At 46.0% G+C, this 17,985-nt stretch carries 16 protein-coding genes; all 16 read right to left on the reverse strand.

The genetic code is table 11. The features are described from left to right. Positions 1–40 precede the first annotated feature (40 nt). Positions 41–4,816 (reverse strand): DUF6701 domain-containing protein, encoded by a 4,776-nt coding sequence (locus P3C17_RS07620; RefSeq protein WP_300928845.1) that lies wholly within the window; start codon positions 4,814–4,816, stop codon positions 41–43. A gap of 40 nt (positions 4,817–4,856) precedes the next feature. Further along, a complete protein-coding gene (locus tag P3C17_RS07625) occupies positions 4,857–5,318 on the reverse strand; it encodes a pilus assembly PilX N-terminal domain-containing protein (RefSeq protein WP_300928846.1) in 462 nt (153 codons plus the stop codon). Then, positions 5,308–6,144: a type II secretion system protein gene (locus P3C17_RS07630; RefSeq protein WP_300928847.1), complete on the reverse strand. Its 837-nt coding sequence runs from the start codon at positions 6,142–6,144 to the stop codon at positions 5,308–5,310. The genes P3C17_RS07625 and P3C17_RS07630 overlap by 11 nt, the downstream gene beginning before the upstream one ends. Further along, entirely contained in the window at positions 6,144–6,710 is a 567-nt protein-coding gene (locus P3C17_RS07635; RefSeq protein WP_300928848.1) for a prepilin-type N-terminal cleavage/methylation domain-containing protein, read from the reverse strand. The genes P3C17_RS07630 and P3C17_RS07635 overlap by 1 nt, the downstream gene beginning before the upstream one ends. After that, positions 6,704–7,240: a prepilin-type N-terminal cleavage/methylation domain-containing protein gene (locus P3C17_RS07640; RefSeq protein WP_300928849.1), complete on the reverse strand. Its 537-nt coding sequence runs from the start codon at positions 7,238–7,240 to the stop codon at positions 6,704–6,706. Before P3C17_RS07640 ends, P3C17_RS07635 begins: the two co-directional genes overlap by 7 nt. A gap of 15 nt (positions 7,241–7,255) precedes the next feature. Then, entirely contained in the window at positions 7,256–7,837 is a 582-nt protein-coding gene (locus tag P3C17_RS07645) for a prepilin-type N-terminal cleavage/methylation domain-containing protein (protein WP_300928850.1), read from the reverse strand. 28 nt (positions 7,838–7,865) lie between these two features. Next, on the reverse strand, positions 7,866–8,510 hold the full coding sequence (locus tag P3C17_RS07650; protein ID WP_300928851.1) for a prepilin-type N-terminal cleavage/methylation domain-containing protein: 645 nt from the start codon (positions 8,508–8,510) through the stop codon (positions 7,866–7,868). A 105-nt stretch (positions 8,511–8,615) separates the two neighbouring features. Continuing rightward, positions 8,616–9,833 (reverse strand): type II secretion system F family protein, encoded by a 1,218-nt coding sequence (locus tag P3C17_RS07655; RefSeq protein WP_300928852.1) that lies wholly within the window; start codon positions 9,831–9,833, stop codon positions 8,616–8,618. Then, entirely contained in the window at positions 9,833–11,578 is a 1,746-nt protein-coding gene (locus P3C17_RS07660) for a type II/IV secretion system protein (RefSeq protein WP_300928853.1), read from the reverse strand. The genes P3C17_RS07655 and P3C17_RS07660 overlap by 1 nt, the downstream gene beginning before the upstream one ends. A gap of 4 nt (positions 11,579–11,582) precedes the next feature. Continuing rightward, positions 11,583–12,812, reverse strand: coding sequence for a hypothetical protein (locus tag P3C17_RS07665; RefSeq protein ID WP_300928854.1), 1,230 nt, complete (start codon positions 12,810–12,812; stop codon positions 11,583–11,585). Beyond that, positions 12,809–13,741, reverse strand: a complete 933-nt coding sequence (locus P3C17_RS07670) for an AAA family ATPase (RefSeq protein ID WP_300928855.1) — start codon at positions 13,739–13,741, stop codon at positions 12,809–12,811. Before P3C17_RS07670 ends, P3C17_RS07665 begins: the two co-directional genes overlap by 4 nt. Next, positions 13,723–15,411 carry a pilus (MSHA type) biogenesis protein MshL gene (gene mshL / locus P3C17_RS07675; protein WP_300928856.1) on the reverse strand — a complete coding sequence of 563 codons (1,689 nt, stop codon included), beginning with the start codon at positions 15,409–15,411 and terminating at the stop codon, positions 13,723–13,725. Before mshL ends, P3C17_RS07670 begins: the two co-directional genes overlap by 19 nt. After that, complete coding sequence (locus P3C17_RS07680) at positions 15,408–15,740, reverse strand: hypothetical protein (RefSeq protein WP_300928857.1); 333 nt, start codon at positions 15,738–15,740, stop codon at positions 15,408–15,410. Before P3C17_RS07680 ends, mshL begins: the two co-directional genes overlap by 4 nt. Then, entirely contained in the window at positions 15,718–16,368 is a 651-nt protein-coding gene (locus P3C17_RS07685; RefSeq protein WP_300928858.1) for a hypothetical protein, read from the reverse strand. The genes P3C17_RS07680 and P3C17_RS07685 overlap by 23 nt, the downstream gene beginning before the upstream one ends. Then, positions 16,365–16,979, reverse strand: a complete 615-nt coding sequence (locus tag P3C17_RS07690) for a PilN domain-containing protein (protein WP_300928859.1) — start codon at positions 16,977–16,979, stop codon at positions 16,365–16,367. Before P3C17_RS07690 ends, P3C17_RS07685 begins: the two co-directional genes overlap by 4 nt. Beyond that, positions 16,963–17,925, reverse strand: a complete 963-nt coding sequence (locus tag P3C17_RS07695) for a hypothetical protein (protein WP_300928860.1) — start codon at positions 17,923–17,925, stop codon at positions 16,963–16,965. The genes P3C17_RS07690 and P3C17_RS07695 overlap by 17 nt, the downstream gene beginning before the upstream one ends. Positions 17,926–17,985: the final 60 nt, after the last annotated feature.

Consider the following 17,985-nt stretch of genomic DNA (forward strand, 5'->3'; position numbering starts at 1 on the left):
GCTGGTCTTCGCCCACGTTCAATATCTGCCCTCGTTTTTATTAATTTAGCCTTTCCTGCCAGAAAATTTGGCGTTTATTGCCACGGTAGCGGCCAACACTGAATTCGGATGACGGGTTACCAGCAGTCCCCTCCAGCCAGTTGTATTGCAACCAAGAGGGCGCTGCATAAAATACTGGCCAGACTCCAGTTAACCCGGCTGGCACTGTTGCACTGATCGCCGAAGATCCGGTTAAACCTGAACTTAACTTATAGCCATTGCCAGCAACAGGCAAACCTAGGGTATCAAAACTGATTGAAGCAGGATCTATAGCGGTACAGCTGTCTTCTGTATTCACAACAAAAGCTGTACCAGACCAGAATTCAGTTCTGAACTCCAATGGCACCAGAGTTGAGGCTGGGGCAACGGCAGCATCAGCCACATTGCCACCTTTTAGCACTAAACGGCCATACTTTTGCACAGGAGCAGTGACATTGATCTGCACAGGCAAACATGGGCCTGCATCTGATGTTTTTACACAGACACCGTCCTGATCAGCCCATGCATCCTCTGCTAAATCCAGTTTCAACTGTGGCAAAAAAGGAGCCGGATATTCTGGTTCCACGGGCCTCAAGTACCTCAGCACATCATCAGTTAACGTAAGGCTGAATAGGCCATCATAGGCATTATTCTGATTGCTCAGACTAAAATCTCCCCGAGTCACCGCCACAGGAGAGCTTATGCTGACATCCACCGCAGCATCTGTGTAAGAGGTATTCGTGGCTGTGGCATCTGTAGCCCAGTTGCCTGCCCGGAAAAAACTATGAGCATAGTTTAGTGTGGTGGCACCTTGCATATTTCTGGCTTCATAAACCACTGTTGGATTTGTCTGGTAGTTCATATCCTGACCCAAATAGTGGAAATTAGTGCAGTCGTCAAGAGCTGGGATCTCTGCTGGTCCCGGAGTTGCGGTGAAATATGCAGGAATAAACCGTCCAATTGCAGCACTGGTTGAAATAGGAATACTGTAGCCAAAATAACCATTTGTCACAGGAGCTGCGGTAAAGCTAAAGACCCCGGCTTCAGACACAGATTGAGCTACAGTGGTCACTCCACCAGGGGCAGCCAGGTGATTGTATGACGTTAAACTTGCAGTACCAGGGCTGGCACCATCAGCAGCCAATGGAGCCAGCAAATTATGACTTAATCCAACAGTATTCATCCTGAAATTTGGAGTACTCAGTGGGTTGGAACATAAATTAGAGTCACCGTTATTGGCAGAGGCTTTAGCAATGACAGACAACTGAAAAGTTTCGCCAGCCTTTTTATATGCGGCGCAGTTTGCATAAGGTAAAGCACAACTGATCGGAGTAACACTGGTGTTTCCTTCCTGCACACAAAGTCCGGCTGGACGGGCAATAAATTGATCAGAGCCTGTCATCACCAACCCAGCATCGGCACCTGAGCCATCATAGCGGGCATTAAGTTGCATTTGGCCTGCATCAATATAGTTCAGCGACACCGTTGCCTGACCACTGGCATTAAAATTCAGATTTCTTGTTTGTGCCGCGACTTCAGACTGCGCAACAGCGACTGTGTCTAATAACACAGAACGACTTTCTGGTCGGCCGGCTGCCACAGGGTCAATATAACCAGACCAGAATTTCACTGGTTTGGTGGTATTGGAGAATGCAGGTACACACTGCTGACTGGCATTGTCTTTGCGCACAGCACGGATCAAAACATTTTGTGACTGGTTTGCAATCATGTCCTGCACATCAAATACAAAACCGCTGTCCGCAACAGTAAAAATACAGTCATCGGCAACACCATTTTGCAAACATTGCAATGCATTAGTTGGCTGTATGCTGGAAGATGTGACGGCAAGAGTGAAATTTCCTGGTGTCGTTTTACTCAGACTTTTTGTAGTGGACCCGGTAAAGGTTACAGCGTTTCCGCCAACCCAGCTCCCTCCGACAGTGGCAAGGTTTAATGTCACAGGAGAAGTATACAATTCAGTGCAAGACGCATTAGCGCAAGCCTTAATGGTCACTTCTGTTGGATTACAGGTTAAAGGAGACGCCGGATAACTGAATTCAATATGGTGCAACTGAGAACCAATTTCTACCGGAACTGAAGGTTGCTGGGTACACACCTGAATATTAGTAATTTCATGAAAATTGGTGTTGTCGCCAGTAGAACCTGTATAAGACAGCAATAAGTTAGCCGGAGGCGCAGGCTGACCTGAAGCAAGTAAATTCGCCGATGTCAGTAAGGTGCTGTATGTGGTGCCGCCAGCCAGCCGTCTTTCCAACTGAAAAGAAACCGTTTGTGGGCTCAGGATTCTGGAATCAATAGTAATTCTGTATCTGTCGCCACGAGCCAGAGTATTGCCAGTTGAACTCAATATCGGTGACAAAGTATTTGTACCACCCAGCCAGGAGTAATTGGTGCTACTTGCTGCCCTGACGCCAATAGCCTGAGGCCGCGCGGTGGTGCCACCAACTCTCCCTTCGGTAGCCTGCGAGAAGCTGCCATATTCATCAAAACCTATACCCAGCCAGCCACCGGCAAAACCGCTTTGAGTTGGATTCACATTAGTGCGCTGCGCATAACCCAAACTGCCACCATAACTACCGGGAACCGGACTAATAGCAGCATCAGACAACACCACAGCAATACCATCAGCTCCATTTGTACCACCACCATAAGCATAATGGTCAAACTCTATGGTCATTTTATTGCCGGCAGCGGGGAAACTCCGTTTAAACGTAATAGAGGTAGCCTGATTCTGACTGTTTTCAGTTAAACGCAAACGACTAGGAGCAGTTCTTAACGAAGGAGGGGTGCTGTTACGCTGTGTCAGATACCAGTTAGTATCGTTACTGAAGTTTTCAGTAAAACATTCGTTAATACAGGTGGTGACTTGTTCATACATATTTTTGACATCGGCAACCCTCAGCTCCCGATTAAAAAACCGTACTTCATCAATTTGGCCACGGATACCTGAAGTACCGGCGGGTAATGCGCCTATCGCAAAATTACCAGTACCGTCATTGGGGGTTCTTTCGGTATTACCAGTACCTATACTGCTGTTTGGAGTGTCGTCAACCAACTGATTATTGACGTACAGCCGCATTCTTCTTTCGCTTCTGCTGTAACTAAAAGCAATATGCTGCCATTGATCATTAAAGATAGTTGTACCACTGGTTTCGACAAAACGTGTGTTGTTGTTAGCCATTCGGACTGAGAATCTTAAATCGCCATCGGACTCGCGGGTTAACTGAAAGCGTCCGCTCGAAGCACTGACCGGACCGCCGTAGGCCATAATGGTCTGACTGCCGGTAGCCTGAGCTGCTGCACTCATTTTTAACCACAAGGTAAAACCAAAATCGTCGCTGTCATGGAAATAGGCGTTTCTGTTGATTTCAACAAAAGGATGTGCAGAAGTGCCAACAGCCTGAAAATCTCCATAAGTACAAGAGGCTGGAGACGGAAAAAGTTGTGCCACCACAGCACTGTTTCTGGCTGTACCATGGCGGTTTTCCAGCGAAGAGTCGATCACCTGATTAGTGGCGCCATTCCAAATCGTCTCATCAAAACGCCAGTAGGATTCCCGGCTGATCGACGCAACACCACCACAAGCATAAAGAGGGTCATCAATAGGCACACAGGAGCCGATCACTTGACTTGAACCATTCACCTGAACCACACCGTAGCCAGGCGTGGTTAAATCACCAAAGACCTGTGAGTTATTCACGGTAATATTGCCGGAAACCGATGTCACTAATACCGGAGAAGTATCTGAGCCCAAATTACTGTTGTTAATGGTGACAGTGCTGGCACTGGTAATAGTACCGCTGGTCATAGTGACATTATTCACTACTGCCGGGTTCGCCGACGTCATAGTGTAGTCGCCAGATATAGTGCCACCCGTAATGCTGATACCGGACTGCACAGTAGCGCCTCCGGCAAGATTAGTATTATTTGTAGTCAAAGCACAGCAAGGGGTGGTGATCATACCGGTGACAGAGCCGCCAGTCAGATTCAAGCTACCATTAGTACTGGTGACATCAGCTAAAAACACATCATTGTTCGTTGTGATGTTACTGTTCACGATGACATTGCCGTTGTAGGTACTATTGCTGGTATTTAAAGCACCATTGCTGATTGTGAGGGTGGAGTTGTACTGACTGGCTGAGCTTGTCAAGCCATTACGAATACTGACAGCGCCACCTAAGGAGCTACCCGTTACTGCGCCAGCTCCAGATGTGGTCAGGGTCCCGCTTAAACTGACATTGGTGACAGTCAGAGTTCCATAAGTAGCCTGAATATTACCTGTTTGATTCAGATTCTGTACGCTGACTGCGGCCTCTGAAGTGATATTGCCGGAAATCATCGCCCTTGCGGCATTGCTGGTTCCCTGAACTAAAACCCCACCACTTTCAGTCTGAATATGACCATACAATTGCGTCTGACCGTAAATTTGGATCTGGCCATAACTACTGACCAGACTGATTCGGTTGCTGCTACTGCCAATCACATTATTTGATGCGGAAATACCGGCATTCGCAGACAAAATAATACCAGCGGTGCTGTTAGTGGTAATTTGATCACCACTTTGAAAACTGATCTGGCCAGAACAGGTAAAAGTCCGGTTAAAAAAGTTGTGAGACCAGCTACCACTGCAGGTACCGCTGTTATTCAACTCGGTTAAATTAGGGAATATCGAGTTATTAAAGTTAATAGTGGCAGCAACAACGGAAGGACTAGCCAGCAGCAGCGTCGCCACCACCATGCGAGTAAAGTAGTGTATAAACAACTGAACTCTGCTCATTTATTCACCAACCCAACTTTAACAATAAAACTCTGCATGCTCATTGCCAGACTTCCATTTCTATAGTGCGGGAGGTTTGGACAGAAGCAGGATCTCCACAAGTTCCGGTGCTGGTAAGTTGGTAATAAATAGTTTCAGCCGCATCAGGGCTGGCACGACCAGCGTCACAACTTAAGGTAAAACTACAGCCCTGCAACCCATTACCCGAAAGGGACACTACAACATCAGTTGCTGATATTCTGTCTGCTGCCGGCGGAATAGCGCAGTAGGTGGATGGTGTTGTTAGCGGAAAAAGCTGAGCAAGTCCTTGTTCCATACCAGATTGAGCAGCAAAAAAGGCCCTGGTGCCTAATACTTCATAACTGATACTTTCAGAGCTGCTGGTCAGTAATTTAGATAAAGCAGCCACCAACAGCGTCATCACTACAATAATAAAAACAGCGACGATCAGAGCGCTGCCCTGTTGTTTTTTTGGATGGAAAGTAGAAAAATCAGGGTACATTGGGAATATGGATCTCCTGATTAAACACCAAACTATCAGAAATGCCGGATTTGAATGCCAAACGAATATGCACTACAGCATTACGAGTTAACACCACACTATTCTCAAAGCTAAATGCCAGAGTACTATTAGCTGCATAAAAGCCTGTAACGGGGGAATTATCTAAGTCGTCAGCCATTAATACACCAGTGGGTAAATTCGCAGCGGCTTGGGAGCTCACTATATCCGTGCGCTGATAACGCCACAGCTGATTATTTTCAATACAATAAACCACAGGAGCTCTCATAAAATACATACGTTGGCTAGGAGAGTCTGGAACAGTGGCTGGAAAACTAAAGGTCACATCAAGCACTCTGGAATCACCGCCATTTACCGACATATTCAATGTAGTAGCCACCCGCTCCTTTTGATAGATATCTGTAGGAGCATTGGTCGGATATACCGTCATAAAAACTGGTGTCGTAGTTGCGAGCTGAACCAAATTATTCCAGTCATCTGCGGCACTAAATAAACTGACAGCGCCAGTCGCTACACTACCTTGATACCGCCCGGCCTGAAGCAAAGGCGCGAATTCAATACATTGCCTGCTGCCATTTCCCTCACTCCAGGTCCGGACACTATTGGGCACCACATTACGTAACTCGCGGGTAATACGCTCCACCGCAAAGCGACTTTGACTTAATAACTGATCCCGGCCCGCAGCATCGGCATACATTGTAGCCCCTAATCCCAGATAACTGGTTGTTGCAATGCTCACTATACCAAGCACGATAATTACCAGAATCAGTTCAATCAAAGTAAAACCGACGCTACGGCTGTTAGTCATTACCAGTTACTCCGGTATGCTGAAAACGCCAAAGTTTCACCAGAAGGGGTAGTAATAGTGACGATAACTTCTTTCACTTCATTATTTACCTGGCCATCGGTTCCAACACAACTGACCGCCACATTAGCCTGATAACCAACATATAAACTACTCAAAGCTAAACTACCTGCACTGCCAACAATGTCGCTGCCGTTTAGTTGCAGACCATTAAAATCGTCAACATCGTCAAAACCGGCGCGAGTCTCGTTTTCAGCAAGATTCACAGCAACAGGATTGTTACAGAAATCGCTGCAAGCCTGATAGCCAGCCTCACCGCAACGGAACTCGCCACCAGAGCGGTCCGAATTTTCATCAAAAGAACGCGCCATAATTTCATTTAATAAACTGTGACCAAGCTCGGCAGCGCGGACCTGATGCCAGGGATCTGCACTTCTTTTGTAAAGTGGCCCTAAAGCTCCGGTAATCACCACTAAAGCAATAGCTAATACAACAATGCCAACTATCACCTCAATTAGTGTAAAGCCTGATTGTTGCTTGCCTGATGAGGACAAAGACGAAGCTAACATGAGTGAATATACCCCTCACGTTCAATACAAATGCGGTAGGTCAACACATCAGTAATTTCGATACGCAAGCCGCTGGAGATCACTGCCCCTGCATTAGTTACAGGTTGCCCCAAAGAGTTAAATCTAAACAGAAAAGGTAAGGTTTGACTTGTTCCACCCGTAGGTAAAGCAGTATTAAACAAGCTTAATCCAAGAGAGCTGTTGGCCGGGCGCATAAACTGTAGGCCAGAGTTTTGATTAGCAGCAGCGGTTAGTTGAGTATTAGTTTCAGTTGGGTCGCAAGGCAAAATATTCGGATAACCTAACTGGAACTGAGTAAGAATAAGCTGATGACAGAAAGCAGCAGAATCAGTCTGCTGCATGGCCTGAGTTTGCATACGGCGCAGGATAGAAATCATCTGGTCCTGCGTCGTAGACTCCTCAACACCGCCTTTACCCAAAAATCTGGGTAAAGCAGTGGCAGAGATGATACCGAGTAAAATAACTACAATAATCAGCTCTATAAGAGTAAAGCCGTAAGATGTTTTCACGGCTATATCTCGTTATTAGTTACAACCAGCAGTTTCAACAGTAATAATTGGCAAAGTAGCGGTACCACCTGCCACAGTTTTGCCAGCACCGACATATTGAACATAACAACCGTTGTCTTGTAATGAAGCTAAATCAGCTGCAATACGGATAGTACCTGCGGTGGTATGTGTCGTAGTTGTTCCTACTACAGTTTCTGCAATAAATCCGGCAAGAGCAGGTGTCGGGTTAGTTGTAGCGTCTTCACTTGTTACCCAGCCATTAGGGAAATCAATAGCAGCACGAATACCACCATCAGTTGGTTTTGGGTAGCCATAAGTTAATCGCACACCTTCAATAGTATTAGCCGCATTTGTGTCAGCATCACCTGCAGCATCTGGTTCTGCATTAGTAGCACCAGCGATAATAGCTTTGCCATTCACTAAAGAAATTGCAGCTCTTACAGCACCTTCAACCCCCTGAACGACAGATGTTCTTGCATCACCCTGGAAATTCAAAAACCTTGGCGCTGCTGTTACCGCTAAAATACCTAATATTACGATCACGATGATCAATTCAACCAAGGTAAAACCTTGTTGAGTTTTATTGATAGTTTTCATACTTTCTTACCTCTGTTTAATCTAAAAATTAAGCTTTAAATTTAAAAACCCGTACTTCACCAGTGGCTGGTCTGTAAAAGAAACCGTTCAGGTTAGATCCGGTTAAACCGGTATCAGACGCTGTGGCTGCTGCTGCAGGAACTGCAGTTAAACCAGCAGTCTGGATATAAAAACAGACGTTAGCAAAATCCCCTGTACCCTCACGAACGTATAGTGCATTTTGGGATAATTGGTTCGCCGTCGGTACTGGTGTCCCTGCTACAGCGGACGGGCTATTTTGTAACACTAAATTCAGCACATCTACACAACTCTGGTTGGTGATTGAAGCTGTAGTAAAGTTTGTTGTCGTATTAGTTGGTAAACCAGTTGGATAGCCCGGCACAATTAATACAGGAAGATCATCAGTCAATACGTTAATGCCTATCTGAATACCATCAATCGTAACTGCGGTCTGACCCACACCTATATTGTTGGATGGACGGCCTTCAACTTCCCATTGACCACGCACTAAACCTATAGCAGACGCAAAACCACCCGCTATACCGTCAATAGATGCCTGTTCAGCCTGCTCTGTGACATTTAAAAACCGCGGTAAAGCAGTAGCTGCCAATAATCCTAAGATTATCACCACAATGATAATTTCGATAATAGTGAAACCACTTTGTCGTCTCATTTTGTTAACTCCACACTTTTATTTGTTAGTTTATCGCTAATAGCTCTCATTTTACTCACTATTATCAGCTTGTCTTCTGTTTTTTTCATTTTTACCGATTATTTACTAACCACCTTTATAGGCATTCAACATATCCCACATAGGTGTAAATATACCTAAAGCTAAAATAAGCACCATAGCAGATACAACTGAAATCAGAATAGGTTCTATCTTTGCTGTGAGTCCTTTCAAGTCGTATGCCACTTCTCTTTCGTAAAATGAGGCTACTTCCGTCAACATCTCGTCAACCTGCCCCGTTTCTTCACCTACAGCTAACATTTGCAGTACTAAGGGAGTAAATAAGTCACTTTGCACCGAAACCCGCAATAAGCTTTCACCCCGTTCGATGTTTTTTCGCATCTCACGGATTTTCTCCGCCATATAATCGTTGTCGACCGCTTCAGCTACCAGTGTTAAGGCTGAAGTTAAAGGTACACCAGCTTTAAGCATCATTGCAAAACTACGGCTAAAACGCCCTAAAGTGGCTCGCACTAAAATAGAACCCATCAGTGGCATTTTTAACTTCCAGTAGCTCCATTGATAACGGCCTTTGTCAGATTGTAAATACAGCCGCAGCGCCCATAAAAGCCCTACCGCAACCCCAGCCATTGTTTGCCAATGATTCACAAAGAGGTTGGAACTGGCCAGTAACACTTTAGTGGCCCAGGGTAATTCAGTATTAAACTTGGCAAACATCGAAGCAAACTGAGGGATCACCATGATGTTCATAATCACCATAGCTATGGTGATGGCTATTAGCACAAAAGTGGGGTAGCGCGTGGCTTGTTTAATTTGCTTTTTGGTTTCCATTTCCTGCTCAAAATAGCCGGAAAGTTGTAAAAAGGACTCGTCTAAACGACCGGTATTTTCCCCCACATGCACTATGGAAACGACTAAACGACTGAATATTTTCGGGTGCTGCGCCATTGCTGCAGACAAAGTACGGCCTTTCTCCAGTTGGTCTGCTAAATCCAGCAACACTGTGTTTAACGCTGTAGAGCTGGTACTTTCTGCTAAGCCGATAATAGCCCGGATAATAGGTATGCCGGCCTTCATCAGCGAATACATTTGGCGGGAAAAAATAATCAGCTCAGTCATACTGACCCGTTGCCAGGGCCAGACAATAGCGGAACTAGCCTGCTTTTCATCCTGCATTTTTATTTTGATAGGGATCTGACTGCGTTGCAGCAACATATCAGCCACTGCGGTTTCACTGCTGGCTTCAATGCTACCGCTGACGGACTGACCTTGTCTGTCTCTGGCTGTGTAGCTGAAGGTGGCCATTAGTTAAGTACCTGCTCTGCCGTCACTGTGCTGACAGGCTCTTCCAGTTCAAGGTATTCTGAAACCTTAATGACTTCCTCTATACTGGTCAGCCCCTGCATCGCATAATCCAGCGCCATATCTCCCAAAGGACGGAAGCCTTCGTTAGTGCGGGCCGCTATAGCAAAACCTTCAGCATCACTGCGGCGCAACGCATCTGCCATTTCACGGTTCATCACCAGCAATTCAAACACACCAATACGGCCTGAATAGCCAGTGTGATTGCAATTCTGACAACCTTCGCCAGCCCAGAATTGCTGGCCCGGCGCTATATGTTTATGCTGCAACCAGCTGATTTCGGAAGAATCCGGCGTGTAAGGCTTTTTACAATGGGAGCATAAACGCCGAACCAGCCGCTGTGCCAGAATAGCTCTTAACGCACTGGCAACCAAATACTCGGCTGCGCCCATATCTATTAAACGTAAGGTACTGCTGATGGCATCGTTGGTGTGCAAAGTGGACAACACTAAGTGACCAGTTAAAGCACCACGTAAACCAATTTCTGCGGTTTCCTGATCCCGCATCTCACCCACCATGATGATATCCGGATCCTGACGTAAACTGGTTCGTAACACATTACTGAAGGTCAGGCCAATTTTATGATTCACTTGTACCTGATTAATCCGGGGCAAACGGTATTCGACCGGATCTTCGACGGTAATAATTTTATTACCTTCTTTATTCAGTTCACTGAGCATGCCATACAAACTGGTAGTTTTACCCGAACCTGTAGGCCCTGTGACCAGAATCATGCCATGAGGCGTTTTTAAAATACGACGTAAACGTTTGAGCAGTGCATCCGGCATGCCTGTTTGCTCCATCGTCAGCAAACCTGCCGACTGATCCAACAAACGCATCACCACAGATTCGCCATACTGCACCGGCATGGTCGACATACGCACGTCTATAGTGCGGCCTTTAATTTTGATCTGGAAACGACCGTCCTGGGGTAAACGCTTTTCCGATATATCCAGCTGCGCCATCAGCTTTAAGCGCAACACCAGGGCCGGTACTATGCTGACTTCTTTCAGCACGTTTTCCTGTAATACACCATCAACACGCTGGCGAATACGCAGCAGTTTTTCGTCAGGTTCGATATGAATATCCGAAGCCCGGACCTGCACAGCATCCTCAAAAATAGATTGCAGCAGTTTGACGATGGTGTTGTCGTTATCTGTCGGGTCGCTTAAAGCACCGAAATCCAGAATATCGGTTTCGGCGTACTCTTCTTTTAATTGAGTGGCAAAGTTTTCGATTTGCTTAGTGCGACGGTACAAGCGGTCGAAAGCGCTGATCAGCTGGCTTTCCCGCACTATCGCAATGGAAATTTCTTTAGGCGCCAACATAGGCGCTATCTGATCGAGTACCGATAAATCGGCCGGATCGCTCATGCCAAGCAACACGGAGCTGCCCCTGTCTTCCAGCACTAAAGCGCGGAAACGACGGGCATGCACTTCGGGCAACAAGGCAACAGCTTTAGGGTCAATTTGCTGCTGGCCTATATCCAGTAAATCTACTTTCAGCTGTTGTGACAAAAACTGCAGTAACTGATCTTCAGTTAAAAACTGCATATCAATAAGGCTACTACCCAGCTTGCGGCCAGTTTTTTGCTGCTGTGCTAATGCTTGCTGCAGTTGTTGTTCACTGATGATGTTTTCATGCACCAACAGGTCACCAAGTCGCATTTTTAGTCTGGGTTTTAACATAAAATCACTCTAACGCCGCGATGCGTTTTTTTACATAGTCCAGGCTGGCTACCGATAAGCCAAAACCATTCCCTGCCACCTGGCGATACGCCAGCAATGCCTGCTCGTTCTGTTGCATGGCGTCGTAACTTAATGCCATACCCAACCACCAGCGCGCCTGTTCTGGTTGCTGCCTGGCCAGTTGCTGAAACACCTGCACTGACTGCGCATGCTGATTGGTTTTTTGCAAAGCTGCAGCTTTGAGGGCGTAAAAATCAGTGTAGTTAAAGATATCAGGCTCGTACTCTAAGTAACTCAGGGCTTTGACCCAGTCCTGTTGCTTAACCGCTAAGGCCGCTAATGCCATAGAGACTTTAGGATCCTGTATACCAGCAGCATTGGCCTGTTCCAGTATCTGTACTGCGCCTGCATCATTGCGCTGAATTTGCGCCAAACGCGATAACTCTAAATAAGCCTGGCTGGATCGGGGTTCCAACTGACGAATTTGCTGCCAGTGATTGACTGCCTGATTCAGATTGCCAACAGATTCAGCCTTTTTTGCCTTTTGCACCAGCAAATCTTTTTGTTGCTCCGGGCTGAGTTGTACTTTTTCAATCGCCAGAGAACGGGGTTTGTCTGACGGCTGCGGCGCCTCATTCCAGTCAGGTTCAATCACAGTCTCTGACTCGGCGGCAAAGTCACTGCTTTGATCAAATTCGGAGATCTGAACTTCATCTGTCGCAACAGTATCGGCTAAAAAATCCGTGCTGCTGGCAGCAACAGGCTCAGCTAAAACTACTTGCACTACCCGTTCTTCTGCGACCGGCTGACTGGCAAAGGGTTTCAGTTTAGGCTCAGCTACAACCTCGGGCATATTAGCCTTTGATTTACCCAGCTCTGCGGCCAATTCTGGTGAAATTCGGCTGGCGACTACATCCTGCAAACTAACAACTTGTTCGGCCGGGCTCGATACAGCAGCAAGACCCTGAGCTGCAGGGACCAACTGATTAACAGCAGCTAACGGATGCACTTGCCCTTTTTGCACTTCAGCAGCTGTCACCGTCTGCTCGGTTTTAATAGAAAAGCGTTCCATATACCAGGCCTGACCACACCAGCCTGCGAATAAAGCGAGAGGCACTGCGCCCCATAACAGTAAATGTGTTTTGCGTTGAGGTTTGAAACTGGCAAAACCTCTGTGCTGTTGCTGTTGTTGCTGTTTGTCTAAATCACGCAACATTTTATTGATCACGCTCATAACCACAGCTCCCTGAAATGCCAGGCTGTGGCAACCGTAATCATCAGTAAAGACAGCAGCACTCCCTGCCATATAGGATTAAAACCTGACATATGATCTCTGACATCTTCGGTATCTTTTGCCGCATAACGTATATGCCTGGTATCAACCTGCAGTTTATTTTCACCAAAAGCCAGCATCAGGCCCTTATGACTTAATACATTCACTAAACGTGGGATCCCTCTGCTGTATTTCCAAATCGCTTTTAATGCGCCAGGCGAAAACAATGGCTGGCGCACACCAGCTATATCGATGCGGGCACTGACATAGGCCTGCACTTCGTAATAGGACATGCCCCGTAAAAAATAGGAGAAACTGACGCGCTGGCGTAATTGGCGAAATTTATAGCTGGCTAAACGTTTATCCAGCTCGGGTTGGCCAAACAACACCACCTGCAACAGCTTACGTTGTTCAGTTTCAAGGTTGGTCAGCAAACGCAGGGCTTCCAGCGTATCGTCCGGCAGAGCTTGTGCTTCATCAATAATCAGCACCACTCTTTTGCCTTCAGCCGCAAATGCAACCAGGCAATGCTGCAACAACTGTACTAATTGCTGATTGTCGATGGTATCGGATTGCTTTAATCCCAACTCGGTGGCAAAGGCCCAGCGTAATTCAACTGGTGACAAATAAGGGTCCGGAATATAGGCAATGACCCAGTCGTCCGCAGCTTCGTTCATCAGCTTCCGGCACAACATGGTTTTGCCTGTGCCCACTTCACCAGTCACTTTGATAAACCCTTCGCCTACATTCAAGGCTGTGGTTAAGACTTCTAAGGCTTCATGATGTTGGGGCAAGTCGACATAAAACGCCGTGTTTGGAGTCAAACTAAAAGGGGTTTGCTGTAAACCAAAGTGGCGTAAATACAACATAATCAGTTCTTCGGATACCATTGATCAATCAAATCAGCAGATTGCTTCAGCTGTTGCTGCATAGCATTGCCTGACGATACAGTAGGTTTAATAAGAATAATCAGTTCTTTTTTCCGCTCTATTTTGCTGATATTGGTAAATAACTTGCCCAGCAAAGGCACGGAACCAAGCACCGGCACTTTGGACTCGCTGTCGCTGATGGTGGATTGCATTAAACCACCAATCACCACAATTTCACCGTTGCGGGCTTTAATAATAGTATCAGACTCGCGGATATTGGTTTGAGCAGATGGCAAGGTATAGGCACTAGTGCCACCCAGATTAATGGATTTATTCAGTTCAGTCGTTTCAGAAACTGAAGGATGCACATGTAAAATGACATCGCCATCCACATTAATCTGCGGCGTCACATCCAGCGCTATACCAGAGAAAAAGGGTTCCAGTTCCGGGATAGGAACATCGCGAGTGATGCCTGTCCCTGTGCCTGTAGTGTCGGTCAGGTTTGAACTGCTGCTGACCCCTGTCACATAATATTCATCCGATCCCACTTTAATCACAGCTTTCTGATTGTTAATAGCGGTCACACGAGGGCTGGATAACACTTGTGCATTGCCTTGGGTTTCCAGCAGGTTGATCACACCGCTAAAGTCGTCGCCGTCAAAACCTATACTGCCCAGACCACCGATCTGAGCAGTGATATTATTGCCCAGACTAAAAGTGTTATTGCTGAAGTTGATGTCTGTCGAGCCTATGGTGCCTGCTATCTGGCTCCAGTTAATACCTTGCTGGTAATCATCATTTAACGTCACTTCAATAATTTTGACTTCCAGTATCACCTGACGTTGCAGGCTTTCTTCAGTCTGCCCCAGATAAGCACGCACAGCTTCTATTTCTGCAGGTAAACCCCGGACTGTGACTAAGCCAGCCTGTGGGCTAATCACCACAGCACGATCCGGGCCTGAGCCCATCACACCGGTAATAGCTTCTTTTAAATCTTTCCAGAAATCAGTCTGGCTGGTGCTTTGCACTGAACTGCCATTACCCTGGCCACCCTGACTATTCTGGTTACCGTTCTGGTTGTTATTCTGATTGTTGTTATTCTGGCTGTTATTATTCTGGTTATTGTTGCCTGAACTACCACTGTTGTTGCCGCCTTGCGACGAAGAAATACCACCTGCTGTCACAGAAATAGAAGAACTGCCGGAACGCTGCATCAGCAAATAATTCACCGGTATGGTTTCGGTACGCAAGCCACCAGGCATCACTTTATAAATGGAGCCGACCTGCTGAATATGGTAGCCATAGAGTTGCTCTATCACAGCAAAAGCTTCGTTTAACGTAACTTGTTTTAAATCCAGTGTGATTTGGCCCGATACAGCCGGATGAATAGCAACACTGTAGTCAGTGTCAGCCACTAATGAAGTAAAGAAATCAGCAATATCCACATTGGCAGCCGCCACATTAAAACGTTGCTGCATAGGCTGAGCCTGTTGCATAGGACTGGCCAGCGCTAATAGATCCTGAGTCACGCTGTCGGGTACTGCCAGAGTTGCAGGTTGTGTCTGTTTTTGTTGCTCAGCCAAAGCTGCCTGAGCTGCATGAGGTACTTTCGTCTCCTGCATGCCCTGACACCCAGCTAACCCCAGACTGATCAAAGCTAATGTGAAATAGTTTTTCTTAAAATAATTCATTGAGTTTTCATCGCTTTAAACAAACTTAAGGTTAAACGTTCATTCGCTTGCTGTAACACGACCTGCTGCCGGTTAATACTCAGCACTTTATAGCCATCTATTTCGTCGCCTTGTTTAACCGACTGACCATTAATCAACGCCATATGTTGTCCCTGCACATTTTTGATCAGGCCCAGTTTAAATTTAGACCCAACTTGTGCAGCAACCAGTTCTGAATCAGCTGTACTGACAGGCACAGCCTTCGCTATATCCGGTTTGGTTGGATCTGAGGAGGCGACAGCCACGACACTCAGAACTAAACACAGGCTACAACTTAATATAACTTTCATTATCACTCACAGTCAGTAATTGCAGAGTCAGTTCCGCATCAGGGTGTTCAGTTACCTTGTAATCAATACTTTGCCAGCCTAAAGACCAGGACAACGCATCCAGTTTTTCTAAAACAGCAGTTAAGGCAAAATAGTTACCAGTTAAAACCACTACAGTAGAGTGTTGATAAATAATAGCTTTATTATCCGAACCTTGATCTGCGAAAGTTAAAGGCACTGGTGGGTTGGCAATAATTGATTTCAATTTTACATTATTGCTACTTTTTAACACATCCCGCAGCACCAGCGCCATGCGCTCTGAGCCTATAAAGTAACTGGTGAGCTGAGCAATCTGTTGCTGCAACTGCTGTTCCTGACGTTGCAGTTTCTCAACCTCCTGTTTATAGCTGGCGTCTACGTCTGTACCCGCTTGTTGCTGTAATGAAGTTAAAGTGTTGCGTTGTTGCTCTGTGGTCATAGTGGCACTTTTTATTTGTAGTTCCACTTTTCTCAGTTCTTCAAAAGCCGGCACTAAAAATTGCAACAGAAAAAGCCAGAGGCATAACAACAAAGCACCAATAAAGGCGGTGTATTTTTCGCGCTCTTTTAGCGCACTAAAACGTGCAGACCACTGCTGCCATGTATTCATAGACTTGCCTCCTCTGCTGTCGCACCTGTTGCAGAGGAAGTGACTTTAAAAGTTAAAGCTTCGGTATTTTCTGCCTGCTTTATTTCAAACTGAGAGAAGGTATGGCCTTTAAAAAACGCTGTACCACTGAGTTGAGTAAGCCATTGCGGCAACAACTCAGGCTCTGTGACATAACCACTAAACTGGCTGGAGCTTGCATTCAAACTAAAGCCATCTAACCATAAGCCTTGCGGATCTATACTGGCCAGGTACTGAAATACAGGCGAATACTGCACTGAGGTTTTCAGCTGTTCACCTTGCACAAAACGCAGTAATTTTTGCTTCTGGGCAATAATCTGATTCAGTTCAGTATGCTGTTTTACCAGAACGGCTGACGGCTGACGATTGCCAAGACTTTGTTGCAGCTGAGTTAATTGCTGTTCCTGAGTTTTGACTTGCTGTTGCAGCACAGCTAATTCAGCTTTTTTTGAGTCGGTTTGCAGATTAATCACCAAACCCGCTACTAACAACACAGCGGAGAGCCCGGCTGTACTGCTGAGCAGTAACTTTAAGCTGATTTTTTCTTTAACAGGCTGTAAAGCCTGCACATAAAGGTTAACCCGCAGCTTCAAGGTTCACCTCCCTTTGAGCACACAAAGGCTCAATAGCACCAGCAAGGGCTAACCAGTACAGACTGAACTGTTCAGCAGACATCGTGACCCCGGCTTCCCTGGCTGACAGAGCAAACACCTGAGAAAAGCCATTTTGTACAAACAACTGCACTACCCCGGCTTGATCCGAATTGGCTAATAACAAAGCGATTTCCTTTACCGGCGCTTGTTTGAGCTGGCCCTCGAAGTAATCTATTGAACGTTGAAGCTCTAGCAATAAATTATCAAACACTCCTTGTTGTAATTCATCAAGGCTGTATTGATCGAGACGGTTAAACCCTCGCAAACGACGGGAGAAACATAAATTACCTTGCTGCAGAATTTGTACCGCTAAATCCTGACCCGACAGATGAGAAACCAGCATCACAGCCTGGTGTTTAGGTGGTAACAAGTTTCTGGCCAGCCATTCTTCCGGCTGAATGCCTACCAATTGTAATTTGTTCTGTGTAAATAAGGCCACAATATCTGCTAACCAGCTTTTTGAGCTGACCACTACATTGACTTTGATACCCTGCAATTGATTTTGTAAGGGTAGATCCAAATAATCCAGCACCATATCGTCATCGGGCAGAGTAACTAAATCTTTGATAGTCCATGGTAAAGCTAATGAAATCTCTTCATCAGGCACTGCAGGTTTATCAATCTGCAACACCATATAACGCTCGGGAGGGATGACTAAGGTACACTGGCAATCTGGTGGTAATTTTGTCGCTATGGTTTTAAAAGCTGCAGACAATTGTGACGCAGAACCAAACTGTTCCTGGAACATTTGCTCCACCCGCTGCTCTGTTGCTGATTGTTGAGTGACCACAACAACCTTTACACTATTAGCAGACAGATGAACGCCAGCAAATACATTGCCTGATTTTTTGGTGAGTTTTAATTGCGCCAATAGCTTTGTTAACATAACGGCAAATACTACCTACTGTGCTTTCTCAATTATTGTAACTGTAAATTATCATGAAAA

This window comes from Rheinheimera sp. 1928-s, assembly GCF_029269265.1.
Lineage (GTDB): Bacteria > Pseudomonadota > Gammaproteobacteria > Enterobacterales > Alteromonadaceae > Pararheinheimera.